Consider the following 15,735-nt stretch of genomic DNA (forward strand, 5'->3'; position numbering starts at 1 on the left):
GGTTTGACGCCCGCCGGGCGGGCTCTCCTTTCAAAGGTGCACGGTGCCATGCGGGCACCGTGCAAAGCTGCCTGCGGACCTCAGTCGATGCGCTTGGCCGACTTGATGATCACAGGATCGATAGGCACGTTCTGCATGCCTTGCTTGGTGGTGGTCTGGGAGTTGACGATGATGTCGACCACGTCCATGCCCTTGACCACTTTGGCGAACACGGCATAACCGGCATCGCGGCCCGGGTCGAGGAAGGCATTGTCGGCCACGTTGATGAAGAATTGGCTGGTGGCCGAGTTCGGGTCATTGGTGCGAGCCATGGACAAGGTGCCACGCACGTTATGCAGGCCATTGCTGGCTTCGTTCTTGATCGGTGCTTCGGTCGGCTTTTGCGCCATTTGCTGGGTGAACCCGCCGCCCTGGACCATGAAGCCGGGGATCACGCGGTGAAAGATCGTGTTGGTGTAGAAGCCCTTGTCGACATAGGCCAGGAAGTTCTTGGTGCTGATCGGCGCCTTGACCGGGTCCAGTTCGATTTCAATCTGGCCGTTGGTGGTGTCGAGCAACACGTGTGGCGCCTTGGCCGGCTCGGCCGCCATCAGGTTGGCAGCGAACAGGGCGGAACCGGCAAAGAAGGCGATTTTTTTCAGCATGGGTCAGTGATCCTGGGTAGTGGTTTCGACGGTCTTTAGAAACTCGAGCAAGGTCGCGTTAAAGACCTCGGGTTGATCCAAGGGCGTGGCATGGCGGGAATCTTCGATGACCACCAGCCGCGCATCGGGCAGCAGTTTTACATAGATTTCTTTCTGCGCCACGGGGGTGTAGTCATGGTCGGCGCTGATGACCAGGGTTGGACAGGCAATTCTCGACAGTTGTTCCTGCACGCCCCAGCCCACAATGGCGTCGAAGCTGGCGAGATAAGCACGTTTGTCGTTGCTTGCCCAGCGTTCGGCCATCTTGCGGCGCAGGTCGGCCTGCTCAGGTTTTGGGAACAGCCGATCGCCCAAGGCCTTGCCGATGGTGCCCAGGCTGAGCACGCGGGCCAGGGTCCAGCGTTTGGCCCACTGCCAATAGTCGTCGGCACTGCGCACCTTGACCTCAGGCGCGCTGTTGACGATGCACAGGCTCTTGACCCGCAGGGGTTCATCCACCGCCAGTTGGAAGGCGATCATGCCGCCCATGGATAAACCCACCACGTGGGCCGCTGGCAGGTCCAGGTGTTCGATCAGGGCGACCAGGTCGAAGGTAAACCCTTTGATGCTGTAGCGCTCCCGGGGTTTGTCCGAGCGACCATGGCCGCGCACGTCAACCACGATCAGGCGGTAGTGCCGGGCGAGTACCGGTATTTGCAGTTCCCAATCCTGGCTGCTGGAGCCCAGGCCGTGGATCAGGATCAGGGGGTTGCCATGGCCGTATTCCTCGTAATGCAGGCTGCAGCCTTCATGATCGAACCAGGCCATGGATGAACTCCGTTTCAGGCTTGTTGGGGAGCGGCGAAGGGCGCGTCCAGGGGGGCGGTGTCAAAGGTGCGCAGCAATTCCACGAGGATCTGCGTGGCGGGCCCCAAGGGTTTGTCTTTGTTGGAGTACAGGTAAAACGTCGGGTTTCGACTGCCACCTTTTTCCAGGGGAAGCTGCTTGAGCACGCCTTCCTTGAGTTCGCGCTCGATCATGTGCCGGGGCAGCCAGGCAAAGCCCAGGCCGCTGCCGACGAAGGTGGCGGCGGTAGCGAGGCTGCCGACGGTCCAGCGCTGTTCGGCGCCTAGCCAGCCGACGTCGCGCGGTTGTTGGCGGCCCGAGTCACGGATCACCACCTGCATCTGGCTCTCCAGGTCGTGGAAACTCAGCTCACGGTTGAGGCGATGCAGCGAGTGATCGGGGTGGGCCACGGCGACGAACTCCACATCGCTCATTTCCGTGCCCAGGTAGCCTGGGATGATAAACCCGCAAATGGCCAGGTCCGCCATGCCGTCGAGCAGCAACTCTTCGACGCCGGACAGCACTTCTTCGCGCAGGCGCACCCGGCATCCACGGCTTTGCGGCATAAAGGCGGTGAGCGCGCGAACGAGGCGTGCGCTGGGGTAGGCGGCATCCACCACCAGGCGCACTTCGGCTTCCCAGCCCTGCTCCATGTGATGGGCGAGGTCTTCCAGTTGGCTGGCGTTTTTCACCAGTTGGCGGGAACGGCGCAGCAGCACTTCACCGGCTTCGGTCAGCACCGCCTTGCGCCCGTCGATACGCAGCAAGGGGACGCCGAGTTGGTCCTGCATGCGCGCCACGGTGTAGCTCACTGAAGATTGCGAACGGTGCAGCGCTTCGGCGGCTTGGGCAAAGCCGCCATGATCGACCACGGCTTGCAAGGTGCGCCATTGATCGAGGGTAACGCGGGGCGCTTTCAAGATGAGCTCCTCTTGTCCTAAGCTGGCGGTCCTTATTGGAGACTGCCGAATGAGAAAATTGTGTTGTGTGTTGCTGGCGCTGCTGCCGATGAGCGCGTTTGCCTACCCTATCGACGTGACGAAAAAGATCGATGGCGTGAGCATTGATTACACCGCCTCCGATGTGGACGGCGACATCAGTTCGATCCAGCTGAACAACTACGGTACCCAGGACGCGGTGTGCAAGGTTACCTTCACCAACGGCCCGGAATCGCCACGCCGTCGCACCGTGACTGTGCCGGCAGGCAAAAGCACCAACACCACGGTCAAGTTCAACCGCGCCATCATCAAGATGCGCATTGCCTTGGACTGCGCGCCAAAATAAAGCGGTAGCGGGGCATGCCCACAGGAATACTCCGCTTATAAACGAATTTCTAGATGGGTTGTAGCAGTTTTTTGCGCTTTTTTATCGAATGGGCCCTGGTTAACCTTCTCTCCATCGACTTACAGCAATTACCGATGGAGCCTACGAAGCCATGTCCAATGTCCTGATCATCGAAAGCAGTGCGCGCCAGCAGGATTCCATTTCCCGCCAGCTCACCCAACAGTTCATCAGCCAATGGCAAGTCGCCCATCCGGCAGACCACATCACCGTGCGCGACGTCGCGCTCAATCCGGTACCCCACTTGGATGCCAACCTGTTGGGCGGTTGGATGAAACCGGCGGAGCAGCGTAACGACGACGAACAGGTGTCCCTGGACCGCTCCAACGAGTTGACTGACGAACTGCTGGCCGCCGACGTGTTGGTGATGGCCGCGCCGATGTACAACTTCGCTATCCCCAGCACCCTCAAAGCCTGGCTGGATCACGTGTTGCGGGCCGGTGTGACTTTCAAATACACCGCCACTGGGCCTCAGGGCCTGTTGACCGGCAAGCGCGCCATCGTGCTCACCGCACGCGGCGGTATTCACACGGGTGCTACCTCGGATCACCAGGAACCGTACCTGCGCCAGGTCATGGCATTTATTGGCATTCATGACGTCACCTTCATTCACGCCGAAGGCGTCAACCTGGGCGGCGACTTCCAGGAGAAGGGCGTCAATCACGCCAAGGCACTGCTGGCCCAGGTGGCCTGAGGCGTTAATCGTCAGATAATCCCGTGTTGCTTATATAGCCCCACGCAAACCCTTCAAGTACGCGTATCGAACCTCCCTTTGCACTTTTTGCTCCTGAGTGCTCCTGCCCGACTGCCGCTTTAGCGAGGTCGGGTTTTTTTTGCGCCGAGTTTCTTCAAAAACCAAAAAGCTTTAATGTCGCGCCCATTCGAAACGAGGCGCGCATGGGCTATCTACTGGTTGTCACCCTGATTCAGGCATTTTCCTTCAGCTTGATTGGCGAATACCTCGCCGGTCACGTCGACAGCTACTTTGCGGTGCTGGTACGCGTGGTGCTGGCCGGGCTGATTTTTATTCCGCTGACGCGCTGGCGCTCGGTGGAGCCGGCGTTCATGCGCGGCATGTTGATGATCGGTGCATTGCAGTTCGGCGTGACCTACGTCTGCCTGTACCTGAGCTTTCGCGTGCTGACGGTGCCGGAAGTGCTGCTGTTCACCATCCTCACGCCGCTGCATGTGACCCTGATCGAGGACGCGCTTAATCGCCGCTTCAATCCCTGGGCGCTTGTGGCGGCCCTAGTGGCGGTGGGGGGGGCGGCGGTGATTCGTTTCGATCAGATCACCCCGCACTTCCTGATGGGGTTCTTGCTGCTGCAATTGGCCAACTTCACCTACGCCGCCGGGCAAGTCATGTACAAGCACCTGGTGGCGCGTTACCCCAGTGATCAGCCGCACTTCCGGCGTTTCGGTTATTTCTACCTGGGCGCCTTGTTGGTGGTGTTGCCGGCGTTCCTGCTGTTCGGCAAGGCTGACTTCCTGCCGCAAGCGCCGCTGCAATGGGGTGTGCTGGTGTTCCTCGGGTTGGTCAGCACCGCGCTGGGCATGTACTGGTGGAACAAGGGCGCCTGCCTGGTCAATGGCGGCACCCTGGCGGTGATGAACAACCTGCATGTGCCGGTGGGGTTGCTGCTGAACCTGCTGATCTGGAACCAGCACGAACCGCTGGGCCGTTTGGCCCTGGGCGGTCTGGTGATTCTGGGGGCGGTGTGGATCAGCCGGCTGGGTGTGCGTCGGGCGGTATCGTCCCCATCGTGATCACCACCTTGCCTTTGGCGCGGCCTTGTTCGACATAGTCCAGGGCCGCCGCTGTGGATTCGAACGGAAAGGTACGGTCGATAACCGGCCGGATACTGCCGGACTCGACCAGCGCGGTGATTTCATCCAGTTGTGCGCCACTGGCACGCATGAAGACAAACTCATAGCTCACGCCTTGCTTGCGTGCTTTCCTGCGGATACCGCTGCTCAACAGGCCCATGACCAGGCCTAATACCCATGGCAGGTTCTGGGCGCGGGCGAAGGCGGGCGTCGGCGGCCCGGAGATGGAGATGAGCTGACCGCCGGGCTTGAGAATCTTCAGTGACTTGGCCAGCGCATCCGGGCCCAGGCTGTTCAGCACCACATCGTAATCCCGCAGCACGGCCTCGAAGGCTTGCTGTTTGTAGTCGATCACTACATCCGCGCCCAACGCCTTGACCCACTCCACATTGGCGGTGCTGGTGGTGGTGGCGACAAAAGCGCCCAAATGCTTGGCCAGCTGAATGGCGATACTGCCCACTCCGCCTGAGCCCGCATGAATGAACACTTTCTGGCCTTTCTTCAGCTTCGCGGTTTCCACCAGCACCTGCCACGCCGTGAGCGCGACCAGGGGCAGGGCCGCGGCTTGCTCCATGGTGATGTTGTCGGGTTTGCGCGCCAGTGCGTCTTCGTGCACGGCAATCAACTCAGCGAAGGTGCCGATACGCTGCTGGGGCGGGCGGGCGTAGACTTCGTCCCCCGGCTTGAAGCGTCGTACCGCCGCGCCGACGCTGAGCACCACGCCGGCCAGGTCATTGCCGAGTGTCAACGGCATCGCATAGGGCAGGATCAGTTTGAATTCGCCCTTGGCGATCTTTGCATCCAGCACATTGACGCTGCTGGCCCGCACCTGAACCAGCACGTCATGCTCACCCACAACAGGCGCGGGGGCCTCGGTGAGGCGGCCGGGCTGTTTGCCGTACCGTTCGATGGAAAATGCCTTCATGGTTCAACGCTCGTTGCTTCGGTGAGAAGGGACAGGCGCGCAGCACGCCTGCTACCGGTTGTTCAGGCGTTGGCCAGGTAACGCTCGGCAACCTGGGACTGCTTGATCTGTGCCAGCAAGCCTTGCCGCGCAGCCTGCAACGCGTCCCAACGGGCGCCGTCCTGCAACGGCGGAATGGTCACCGGCTCGCGGCGATCGAACCCCACCAGCGCTGCGTCCACCAGATCACCCACTTCCATCACGTCGGTGAGGGTGTTGATATCGATGCCCGCACGCTCCCAGATCTCGGTACGCGTGGCGGCGGGCAGCACGGCTTGCACGTACACGCCTTTGGGCGCCAGCTCCAGGCTCATGCCCTGGGACAGGAACAACACGAACGCCTTGGTCGCGCCGTACACCGTCATGCCGAATTCCGGGGCCAGGCCCACTACCGAGCCGATGTTGATGATAGCGCCGTTGCCCGCTGCCGCCAGGCGCGGGGCGATAGCACTGGCCAGGCGCACCAGTGCAGTGGTGTTGAGGGCGACCAACTGCGCGACGCTGTCGGTGGACTGCTCGATAAAACCGCCGGACTGCGCGGCGCCGGCATTGTTGACCAGGGTGCCAATGCTGGCGTCATCACGCAGGCGCGCTTCAACTGCTGCCAGGTCAGCGGTCTGGGTCAAGTCGGCGGGGAGGATATCAACGCTGACGGCGTGGTGCTCACGCAACCTGGCGGCGAGCGCTTCCAGGCGCGTGATGTCACGGGCGACCAGTACGAGGTCGTGGCCGCGTGCGGCAAAGCGTTCGGCGTAGGCGGCGCCAATGCCGGTCGAAGCGCCAGTGATCAGAACGGTGTTGGAAGTACTCATGGTGTGATGCTCTGTGAGTGCGAGGAGGTTTTATGATGTCGATCATAATCAAAGCTGTCAACGGTTTTGATTATGATCGACATCATAGTAATATGCCTATCTCGCACGCTGTCAGGACCACAGACATGAAGATCACCAAGGCGCAGTCACAGAGCAATCGGGCCCATATCGTCGCGACAGCTTCGGAGCTGTTCCGTGAGCGGGGTTTCGATGGGGTGGGCGTGGCCGAGTTGATGGCTGCGGCCGGTTTTACCCAAGGCGGCTTTTACAAGCACTTCGGTTCCAAGGCGGACTTGATGGCGGAAGCAGCCGCTAACAGTCTGGCGCAGTCACTGGCCGACAGCGCGGAGATGGAGGTGGAGCAGTTTTTCGAGGTTTACCTGTCCAGGCAGCACCGCGACCATCGCGGCGGCGGATGCACATTGGCGGCGTTGTGTGCCGATGCCGCCCGTCAATCGGACACGCTGAAGGCGACCTTTGCCGACGGTTTGGAAAATACCCTGCAGGCCCTGGAAGCAAAGTACAACGCAGCTCATGAGACGCCACAAGAAGGCGTGCGCGCGAAAATGCTCGACAGCATGGCCCATGCCATCGGCGCAATCATGTTGTCGCGGGCGTGCCCGGATGATTCCGCACTGGCCGATGAAGTGCTTGAGGTTTGCCGCAAGGAGATTACGGCGTCACTGCCGTAATCCCGTTTGCATCACTCATGCCGTTTCGGCGATGGGTACCTGCGTGGCTCCGGCCAACGCCGGCAGCACGCCGGCGCGCAGGTCGTTGCCGCTCGGCTGCTGATACAGGCTCAGCCCGAACTCCGGCAACACTGCCAATAGATAATCGAAGATATCGCCCTGGATCCGCTCGTAATCGCCCCACGCCGTGGTGCGGGTAAAGCAGTAGATCTCCAGCGGCACGCCCTGGGCGGTGGTTTGCATCTGGCGCACCATGCAAGTCATGTTCGGCTGGATGTCCGGGTGGCTTTGCAGGTATGCCAGTGCGTAAGCGCGGAAGGTGCCGAGGTTGGTCATGCGCCGACGGTTGGCCGACAGTTGCGCGCTGTGGCCCTGAGCCTCGTTCCAGGCCTTGAGTTCGGCCTGCTTGCGGCTGATATAGCCGCTGAGCAAGTGCACCTGGGTCATGCGCACTTCTTCCTCGTCGTTCAGGAAGCGTACGCCGCTGGCGTCGATGTACAGGCTGCGCTTGATACGGCGCCCACCGGAGGCCTGCATGCCACGCCAGTTCTTGAACGACTCGGACATCAGGCGCCAGGTGGGGATGGAAACGATGGTCTTGTCGAAGTTCTGCACCTTCACCGTGTGCAGCGTTATATCCACCACATCGCCATCGGCGCCGACCTGGGGCATTTCGATCCAGTCACCGACGCGCAGCATGTCGTTGCTGGTCAATTGCACACTGGCGACGAACGACAGCAGGGTGTCCTTGTACACCAACAGAATCACCGCCGACATCGCACCCAGGCCGGAGAGCAGCAACAGCGGCGAGCGGTCGATCAGGGTGGCGACGATGATGATCGCGCCAAACACGAACAGCACCATTTTCGCCAGTTGCACATAGCCTTTGATCGAGCGGGTGCGTGCGTGTTCGGTGCGTGCGTAGATATCCAGCAGCGCGTTGAGCAGGGCACTCATGGCCAAAACCATGAACAGAATGGTGATCGCCAGGGCGACGTTGCCGATAAACAGAATGGCGGTCTTGCTCAGGTCCGGCACCAGGTACAGGCCGAACTGGACCACCAGCGATGGCGTCATCTGCGCCAGGCGATGGAAGACTTTGTTATGCCGCAGGTCGTTCAGCCAGTGCAGGGCCGGCTGCCGGCCGAGCAATTTGACCGCGTGCAGGATGAGGTAACGGGCGACCCGTCCCACCACCAATGCCACCACCAGCAACACCAGCAAACCGAGGCTGGAATGCAGGACCGGGTGTTCATCTAGGGCGCCCCAAAGGTCTTGGACGTTGAGCCAGAGCTGTTTGATATCCATGCGTGAACCGATTCTTCTGTAAGACAACACGGGGCGATTAGAGCATTTAAGTGCAACAAAGTTGACGCTCTGGACAAAATCGCTGACAAAAAAGCAGCTGATTAGCCCCGTTCGCGTAAAGAAACTCGGTTTGGGCGCCCGAAACCGGTAACCTATGCAGCTGATATTTGTATTTCTTCGAGGTAGCACCCGTGTTTTCCCAATTCGCCCTGCACGAACGCCTGCTTAAAGCCGTGGCCGAGCTTAAATTTGTCGAGCCTACGCCTGTGCAAGCAGCGGCCATCCCGCTCGCGCTGCAAGGGCGTGACCTGCGGGTGACGGCGCAAACCGGCAGCGGCAAGACCGCCGCTTTCGTCCTGCCGGTACTTAACCGCCTGATCGGCCCGGCCAAGGTGCGCGTCAGCATCAAGACCCTGATCCTGCTGCCGACCCGCGAGCTGGCCCAGCAAACCCTGAAGGAAGTCGAACGCTTTTCGCAGTTCACCTTCATCAAGTCCGGCATCATTACCGGTGGCGAAGACTTCAAGGTCCAGGCCGCGATGCTGCGCAAGGTGCCGGACATCCTGATCGGCACCCCAGGGCGCATGATCGAGCAGCTCAACGCTGGCAACCTCGACCTCAAGGAAGTCGAAGTGCTGGTGCTCGACGAAGCCGACCGCATGCTCGACATGGGCTTTGCCGATGATGTGCAACGTCTGGTCGGTGAGTGCGTCAACCGCCAGCAGACCATGCTGTTCTCCGCCACCACCGGTGGTTCGACCCTGCGCGATATGGTCGCCAAGGTGCTGAACAACCCTGAGCACTTGCAGGTCAACAACGTCAGCGACCTGAACGCCACCACGCGTCAGCAGATCGTCACCGCTGACCATAACGTGCACAAAGAACAGATCCTGAACTGGTTGTTGGCCAACGAGACCTACCAGAAGGCCATCGTGTTCACCAACACCCGTGCCGCCGCCGACCGTATCTACGGGCGCCTGGTTGCGCAGGAATACAAGGCGTTCGTGCTGCACGGCGAGAAAGACCAGAAGGACCGCAAGCTGGCCATCGACCGTCTCAAGGCGGGCGGCGTGAAGATCCTGGTGGCCACCGATGTTGCCGCACGCGGCCTCGACGTCGACGGCCTGGACCTGGTGATAAACTTCGACATGCCCCGCAGCGGCGACGAATACGTGCACCGTATCGGCCGTACCGGACGGGCCGGCAACGATGGCCTGGCTATCTCGCTGATCTGCCACGGCGACTGGAACCTGATGTCGAGCATCGAACGCTACCTGAAGCAGTCGTTCGAGCGCCGCACCATCAAGGAAGTCAAAGGCACGTACACCGGGCCGAAGAAGGTCAAGGCGTCGGGCAAGGCCGTTGGCGTGAAGAAGAAAAAGACCGACGCCAAGGGCGACAAGAAGAAAACCGGCGCCAAGTCGCCGACCAAGCGCAAGATCGCCAACCGGCCGAAGACCGACAACCTGTCGCTCGTCAGCAAGGACGGCATGGCGCCGCTCAAGCGCCGCAAGCCAGAAGCTCCGGCTGCCGAATAAGCAGTTGGGCATAAAAAAACCGGACAATGTCCGGTTTTTTTTCGCCATGATCGTTCCCACGCTCCGCGTGGGAATGCCTCCAGAGACGCTCTGCGTCGCGCTGTGCTCAATGCTTCCCCGCAGCCTCTCTGAGCTCCTTGAGTCGCGCATCGATCAACTGGCACTTGTCGGGAAACTTGGCGCTTTCAGTATCCAGGTCCATCTTCTGCAACTCGTCATTCATCTCCTTGGCCTTGTTCGGGTTCTGCTCGGTGAGCTTGGTCACTTCCTTGGCCAGCTCCTCGCGCTTGGCCGTGGCCTCCTCAGGCGTGCAGGCCCAGGCGGGCAGGGTGCTCAACAGCGTGGCGGCGAGGGTCAGCTTCATCAAGGTTTTCATGGTCGGACTTCCTTGGCAGTGATGTGCAGTTGAGGCGGCGAACCTCTGGAAAGTTCAGAGAAATGACGCCCGTCCGTTTGGTTGAACGGCCCGTGCCGGAACGTGTCACTCCCTAAGACGGGCTAACTCCATCGGCCTGCAGGAGGAATCAGGATGACGACTTACAATTGGGATCTGATCGAACGTCTGCTGCATGAAGTGCAGAACGGCGAAGGCAGCTTTGCCCCGCGCAAATACGCCGAACAAGAAGCGGCCGAGAAGGCGACGGCCGGCGAGGACACTGGCAACCTGGACGCACTCAAGAAGACCGCTGCCGATTACGAGGCGCTGCTGTTCAAGCGTGGCTTTATCGAGTCGCGGCCTGAGGAAGAGGGCGGCAATGGCGAGAATTTCATTCTGACGGCGCTGGGTGCGCAATTGCTGGCGCTGATCGACAGTTCGATTCCGGGTAATGATCATCCACGTCAGGTGTTGGATGAGCAGGAGGACGCGCTTGATCCGGCAACGTTCGCTGAAGTGGCCTCCAAAGCGCAGATCGCCTGATCTTCTTGTGCCCCGGCGCCCCCGAGGGAGCCGGGTGAACCTGTCGAATCGGTAATCTGTCGCTAAGGTTGCTGACAGCCGGCGACTCCTAATCTGCTGCCATTCAACTCACGGACTTGAATCGGCATGCACTCCACAACCTCCAGACGCACATTCGTCAAAGGCCTGGCCGCAGGCGGCCTGCTGGGTGGGCTCGGGCTTTGGCGCCCACCTGTGTGGGCACTGACCAGCCCCGGCCAGCCCACGGTGCTCGCCGGCAGCGAATTTGACCTGTTTATTGACCAGACTCCCGTCAACCTGACCGGCCGTGCGCGCACCGCGTTGACCGTCAACGGCAGCCTGCCCGGCCCGCTGTTACGCTGGCGCGAAGGCGACACCGTGACCCTGCGCGTGAAAAACCGTCTTGGCGAGCCCACCTCGATCCACTGGCACGGCATCCTGTTGCCATCGACCATGGACGGCGTGCCCGGCCTGAGCTTCAAGGGCATCGAACCGGGCGGCCTTTACGTTTACCAATTCAAGGTCAAGCAGCACGGCACCTACTGGTACCACAGCCATTCCGGGCTTCAGGAGCAGCAGGGCGTGTACGGCCCGCTGGTTATCGATCCCAAGGAACCCGAGCCTTATAGCTACCAGCGCGATTACGTGGTGATGCTGTCGGACTGGACCGACGAAGACCCCGTCGCCCTGATGAAGACCCTCAAGAAGCAGTCTGATTACTACAACCTGCACAAACCCACCCTGGGCGATTTTATCCGGGATGTGGGCAAGCAGGGCTGGTCGGCCACGGCTGCCGACCGGCTGATGTGGGCGCAAATGAAGATGAACCCCACCGACCTTGCGGACGTCAGCGGCGAGACCTACACCTACTTGCTCAACGGCCAGCCGCCTGGGCAGAACTGGACCGGAGTGTTCAAGGCGGGGGAAACGATTCGCCTGCGTTTTATCAATGGCTCGGCGATGACCTATTTTGATGTGCGCATTCCAGGGTTGAAGATGACCGTCATCGCCGCGGATGGCCAGCCGGTAAAGCCGGTAAGCGTCGACGAGTTCCGTATCGCCGTGGCGGAAACCTACGATGTGCTGGTCGAGCCTGTGGCAGAGGCCTATACCCTGTTTGCCCAGTCCATGGACCGCACAGGCTATGCCCGTGGCACCCTCGCCCGGCAGATGGGTGCGACCGCCTCAGTACCGCCGCTTGATCCGCGCCCGTGGCTGACGATGGATGACATGGGCATGGGCGGCATGGACCACGGTGCCATGGCCGATATGCCGGGCATGGAAGGCATGGATCACAGCGCCATGGGCGCGATGGCGATGCAGAAACACCCCGCCAGCGAGCAGAACAACCCGCTGGTAGACATGCAGGCGATGAACCCGATGCCCAAGCTGGACGACCCTGGAATCGGCCTGCGCAACAATGGCCGCCGGGTGCTCACCTATGCCGACCTGCGCAGTACCTTTGAAGACCCCGATGGCCGCGATCCCTCGCGCACCGTCGAATTGCATCTCACCGGGCATATGGAAAAGTTCGCCTGGTCGTTCAATGGCGTGAAGTTTTCCGATGCCGAGCCTTTGCAACTGACTTATGGCGAGCGCGTGCGGGTGGTGCTGGTCAACGACACCATGATGGCCCACCCGATTCACCTGCATGGCTTATGGAGCGACCTGGAGGACGAAAACGGCCAGTTCCAGGTGCGCAAACATACGGTCGACATGCCACCGGGCTCCCGGCGCAGTTACCGCGTCACCGCTGATGCCTTGGGGCGCTGGGCCTATCACTGCCACCTGCTGTACCACATGGAAATGGGCATGTTCCGCGAGGTGCGCGTGCATGAATAAGGAAGCGAGCATGAACCGTTGCGTCTCGTCCCTTTGCATCGTTTTCGCCACACTGGGGTTCGCCCCATGGACGTTGGCGGCCGAGGATGCATTTCAGGGCATGAGCCCGGCGACGCCCGCGCTGACGCAAAGCCGTACGCCGATTCCGGCGCTGACCGACGCAGACCGCGCAGCGGTGTACAACGCGCCGGGAGGGCATCAGGTACACGACAGCGGCGTCAACTCGATGCTGCTGGTCAACCAGTTGGAATGGCAGGGCGGCGACGGCAACGCGCAGAGTTGGGACATCAAGGGTTGGGTCGGCGGTGACATCGACCGGTTGTGGCTACGCAGTGAAGGCGAACGCAGCGCCGGCCGCACTGAAAGTGCCGAAGCCCAAGCGTTATGGGGGCACGCAATCAGCCCTTGGTGGGATGTGGTCGGCGGCGTGCGCCAGGACTTCAAGCCCGGTGCCAGCCAGAGCTGGGCGGCCTTTGGCCTACAAGGCATGGCGCTCTACAACTTCGAGGCCGAAGCCACGTTGTTTGTCGGCGAATCGGGGCATACCGCCGCACGTCTTGAGGGTGACTACGACATTCTGCTCACCAATCGCCTGATCCTGCAGCCCACCGCAGAACTCAATTTCTATGCGCAGAGCGATCCGCAACGCGGTATCGGTTCGGGCTTGTCAGAAAGTGAACTGGGCCTGCGCTTGCGCTACGAAATTCGCCGAGAGTTTGCGCCTTACGTTGGGGTTAGCTGGAACCGGGCTTATGGCCAGACCGCGCAATACGCACGGGACGAAGACGAAGACATCAATCAACTGCGCTGGGTCGTCGGCTTGCGCCTGTGGTTCTGACGGGTTTCCCTTTCTATTATTCGCCGCCTAGCGCGGCCTGGAGTCTTGCATGTCTATGTTGAAAACCACGCTGCTGGGTGCTGCGTTGTGGGTAGGTTTAAGTCTTAGCCTGCCCGCTTCGGCCCACCCTAAGCTGCTGTCATCCATTCCGACGGCAGGCGCACAGGGCGCCGCTCCCGCAGTGATTGAACTGCATTTCTCAGAAAACCTGCTGACCCAGTTTTCCGGGGCCAAGTTGATCATGACCGACATGCCGGGCATGCCCAATTCGCCGATGCCGGTGAAGGCCAGCGTGTCGGCGAGCAGCGACCCCAAGGTGATGTTGATCAAGCCGGCCTCCGCACTCAGCACTGGCAGCTATCGGGTGGATTGGCGTGCCGTGTCGTCCGATACGCATCCGATCACCGGTAATGTGGTGTTCCGCGTGCAGCCATGAGTGAGCTGATCCCCATCGTATTGCGCTTCGCGCTCTATCTCGACCTGATGGTGCTATTTGGGCTGGGGCTGTTCGGCCTTTACGGCTTCTACGCTGAGCAACGCAGGCTACTCAATCTAAAGGCGTTGATGAGATTGACGGGCGGCTTGGGGCTGGTGTTTTCAGTCGCGTCGCTGCTGGTCATGACCCAGGCCATGAGCGGCGCCACGGATTGGCAGACGCTGTGGCCGCACCTGCAAATGATGCTGTGGCAGACCGACCTGGGGTTGACGTGGTGGGTGCGTATCGCGGGGTTGATCGTTGCGTTATTCAGTCCTCGCCTGCCGCTGGCCACGCTGTCGGCTGGCGTAGCGTTGGTCACCCTGGTGTGGACAGGGCACGGCGTGATGCACGAAGGTGCGCAAGGTGTGTGGCATATCGTCAGCGACAGTGCACACCTGTTGGCAGCGGCGGGTTGGGTGGGGGCGTTGGTGGCATTTGGTTTGTTGTTGATGCCTGCGTCGTTGCCACAGGGTGATCGGGTCCAGGTTCTGGCCAGAGCATTGGCAGGCTTTGAGCGCATTGGCGCGGGATTTGTCCTAGTGCTGATCGGCACTGGAGTGGCCAATTACCTGTTTGTTGTCGGGCCGAATCTGGGGGGCATCACCGGTGGAGTCTACGCGGTGCTGTTGTGCCTGAAGCTGGGGTTGTTTGGCCTGATGCTGGCGTTGGCGGCGCTCAATCGCTTTCACCTGACGCCGCTTCTGCAACGATCCATCGCGGCGGGCGACTATAACGTGGCGATCCGTGCGTTACGGCGCAGCATGGTCCTGGAGTTTGGCGCTGTGGTGCTCATCCTTGGCCTGGTGGCCTGGCTGGGCACCTTGGCACCTGACTAAGACTGTGCGCTTTTCAGGCATTTGAGCGCCTGGAAGTCGCTGCGGACCTTGTCGATTTTCTGGGTGAGTTTCAGGCGCTGCGCTGGGGAGCTTTGGGCCATCACGTCCACGAGCAAACTGCGCGCGGCGGCTTCGGTCTGTGCGTAGGCGGCGCGGTATTGCGGGGTCCACAGGCTTTCGCGATCCACCAGCAGTTGCTGGATTTTCTGCGGGAAATCGGCATTGTGGCGTTGTTGCAGCGCCTCGATAAATTGCGCCTGCCAATGGGCGCGGTTGCCGATCCACGCTTGGTTTTGCGTGCCCAACTCGGCCGACCAGGCCGTGACGCGGTTTTGCTGGCCTGGGCTCAACGGGCCGATCCAGGCGTCCAGGCGCTTGCTCATACGCTCGGCGCGTTCCTTGATTTGTTGAGCCAGTGGTGGCTTGAGGTATTCGTCCTGGCGTTTGCGCAGGTCCTTGGCCAGAGCATCGCTCATGTCCTTGACCTGCTGATCGTCCAGGCCTTGCAGCAATTGCACAGCTGAGGGCGTGATTTCCCGAGCAATCTCGGCAATTGCCTGTTTGGCTTCGACAGTACGGGTTTGCAATGCGGCGTCGGTGACCTGGTTACTGTCGACCATCTGCTGCAGGCGGTCGAGCCAGTCCAGGTAGCCAGGCAATTGCGTGGTGCAGTGCCAGGCCAGGTGTTCCTTGAGGGTGTCGTTGAACCAGCTCTTCTGCCCGGCATTCATGTCCAGGTAGTCGTTGAGGGTCCAGGGGATGATCACGTCGAGGTTACGGTAGGCCAGGCCCACGCGATTGCAGCCGGCAAGCACCAGGCTCAGGGTCAGCAGTACCACCAGGAATTTAAGCCGGCGCAACATGGGCAGGT

General features: G+C 60.9%; 18 protein-coding genes. 10 read left to right on the forward strand and 8 right to left on the reverse strand.

The features are described from left to right. Positions 1 to 80: 80 nt before the first annotated feature. The 3 genes from ACTJLA_RS11050 to ACTJLA_RS11060 are packed head-to-tail and all read right to left on the reverse strand — an operon-like array spanning position 81 to position 2,389. Entirely contained in the window at positions 81 to 644 is a 564-nt protein-coding gene (locus ACTJLA_RS11050) for a peptidylprolyl isomerase (protein WP_034128293.1), read from the reverse strand. 3 nt (positions 645 to 647) lie between these two features. After that, on the reverse strand, positions 648 to 1,451 hold the full coding sequence (locus ACTJLA_RS11055) for an alpha/beta fold hydrolase (protein ID WP_054920239.1): 804 nt from the start codon (positions 1,449 to 1,451) through the stop codon (positions 648 to 650). A 14-nt stretch (positions 1,452 to 1,465) separates the two neighbouring features. Further along, entirely contained in the window at positions 1,466 to 2,389 is a 924-nt protein-coding gene (locus tag ACTJLA_RS11060; protein ID WP_003193120.1) for a LysR family transcriptional regulator, read from the reverse strand. 49 nt (positions 2,390 to 2,438) lie between these two features. On the opposite strand from ACTJLA_RS11060, the gene ACTJLA_RS11065 reads away from it, so the two are divergent. From ACTJLA_RS11065 to ACTJLA_RS11075, 3 genes are all read left to right on the forward strand, one after another. Next, positions 2,439 to 2,753 carry a 3-phosphoglycerate kinase gene (locus ACTJLA_RS11065; protein ID WP_034128295.1) on the forward strand — a complete coding sequence of 105 codons (315 nt, stop codon included), beginning with the start codon at positions 2,439 to 2,441 and terminating at the stop codon, positions 2,751 to 2,753. A gap of 151 nt (positions 2,754 to 2,904) precedes the next feature. Continuing rightward, positions 2,905 to 3,504 carry an FMN-dependent NADH-azoreductase gene (locus tag ACTJLA_RS11070; RefSeq protein ID WP_044275035.1) on the forward strand — a complete coding sequence of 200 codons (600 nt, stop codon included), beginning with the start codon at positions 2,905 to 2,907 and terminating at the stop codon, positions 3,502 to 3,504. Positions 3,505 to 3,707: 203 nt separating this feature from the next. After that, complete coding sequence (locus tag ACTJLA_RS11075; protein ID WP_089041926.1) at positions 3,708 to 4,577, forward strand: carboxylate/amino acid/amine transporter; 870 nt, start codon at positions 3,708 to 3,710, stop codon at positions 4,575 to 4,577. Here the strand turns inward: ACTJLA_RS11075 and ACTJLA_RS11080 are convergent. After that, entirely contained in the window at positions 4,534 to 5,562 is a 1,029-nt protein-coding gene (locus ACTJLA_RS11080) for an NADP-dependent oxidoreductase (RefSeq protein WP_089041927.1), read from the reverse strand. The two genes, ACTJLA_RS11075 and ACTJLA_RS11080, sit on opposite strands and share 44 nt — an antisense overlap. A 62-nt stretch (positions 5,563 to 5,624) precedes the next feature. Next, a complete protein-coding gene (locus ACTJLA_RS11085; RefSeq protein ID WP_054897836.1) occupies positions 5,625 to 6,413 on the reverse strand; it encodes an SDR family NAD(P)-dependent oxidoreductase in 789 nt (262 codons plus the stop codon). A 125-nt stretch (positions 6,414 to 6,538) separates the two neighbouring features. Here ACTJLA_RS11085 and ACTJLA_RS11090 point away from each other — a divergent pair, with 125 nt between their 5' ends. After that, positions 6,539 to 7,105 (forward strand): TetR/AcrR family transcriptional regulator, encoded by a 567-nt coding sequence (locus ACTJLA_RS11090; protein WP_034128300.1) that lies wholly within the window; start codon positions 6,539 to 6,541, stop codon positions 7,103 to 7,105. A 15-nt stretch (positions 7,106 to 7,120) separates the two neighbouring features. Here ACTJLA_RS11090 and ACTJLA_RS11095 read toward each other — a convergent pair whose 3' ends face one another. Further along, complete coding sequence (locus ACTJLA_RS11095) at positions 7,121 to 8,413, reverse strand: mechanosensitive ion channel family protein (protein WP_054920228.1); 1,293 nt, start codon at positions 8,411 to 8,413, stop codon at positions 7,121 to 7,123. 191 nt (positions 8,414 to 8,604) lie between these two features. Between ACTJLA_RS11095 and ACTJLA_RS11100 the strand changes: the two genes are divergently transcribed. Beyond that, positions 8,605 to 9,951, forward strand: a complete 1,347-nt coding sequence (locus ACTJLA_RS11100; protein WP_003193110.1) for a DEAD/DEAH box helicase — start codon at positions 8,605 to 8,607, stop codon at positions 9,949 to 9,951. 106 nt (positions 9,952 to 10,057) lie between these two features. Here the strand turns inward: ACTJLA_RS11100 and ACTJLA_RS11105 are convergent, their stop codons facing one another. After that, complete coding sequence (locus ACTJLA_RS11105) at positions 10,058 to 10,327, reverse strand: hypothetical protein (protein ID WP_034128302.1); 270 nt, start codon at positions 10,325 to 10,327, stop codon at positions 10,058 to 10,060. Positions 10,328 to 10,480: 153 nt separating this feature from the next. Here ACTJLA_RS11105 and ACTJLA_RS11110 point away from each other — a divergent pair, with 153 nt between their 5' ends. The 5 genes from ACTJLA_RS11110 (at position 10,481) to copD (ending at position 14,864) form a co-directional block, all read left to right on the forward strand. Then, positions 10,481 to 10,870 (forward strand): hypothetical protein, encoded by a 390-nt coding sequence (locus ACTJLA_RS11110; protein WP_034128303.1) that lies wholly within the window; start codon positions 10,481 to 10,483, stop codon positions 10,868 to 10,870. Positions 10,871 to 10,996: 126 nt separating this feature from the next. Beyond that, complete coding sequence (locus ACTJLA_RS11115) at positions 10,997 to 12,712, forward strand: copper resistance system multicopper oxidase (RefSeq protein ID WP_089041928.1); 1,716 nt, start codon at positions 10,997 to 10,999, stop codon at positions 12,710 to 12,712. A 10-nt stretch (positions 12,713 to 12,722) separates the two neighbouring features. Beyond that, positions 12,723 to 13,550, forward strand: coding sequence for a copper resistance protein B (locus ACTJLA_RS11120; protein ID WP_314547023.1), 828 nt, complete (start codon positions 12,723 to 12,725; stop codon positions 13,548 to 13,550). Positions 13,551 to 13,599: 49 nt separating this feature from the next. Then, a complete protein-coding gene (copC, locus tag ACTJLA_RS11125) occupies positions 13,600 to 13,986 on the forward strand; it encodes a copper homeostasis periplasmic binding protein CopC (protein ID WP_314547025.1) in 387 nt (128 codons plus the stop codon). Continuing rightward, entirely contained in the window at positions 13,983 to 14,864 is an 882-nt protein-coding gene (copD, locus tag ACTJLA_RS11130; RefSeq protein WP_259039193.1) for a copper homeostasis membrane protein CopD, read from the forward strand. The genes copC and copD overlap by 4 nt, the downstream gene beginning before the upstream one ends. Here copD and ACTJLA_RS11135 read toward each other — a convergent pair. After that, the gene (locus ACTJLA_RS11135) at positions 14,861 to 15,727 is read right to left on the reverse strand and encodes a DUF6279 family lipoprotein (RefSeq protein WP_440841234.1); all 867 of its coding nucleotides are present in this window, start codon (positions 15,725 to 15,727) and stop codon (positions 14,861 to 14,863) included. The two genes, copD and ACTJLA_RS11135, sit on opposite strands and share 4 nt — an antisense overlap. Positions 15,728 to 15,735 lie beyond the last annotated feature (8 nt).

It is taken from the genome of Pseudomonas sp. 22072 (assembly GCF_052046095.1).
Lineage (GTDB): Bacteria > Pseudomonadota > Gammaproteobacteria > Pseudomonadales > Pseudomonadaceae > Aquipseudomonas > Aquipseudomonas paracarnis.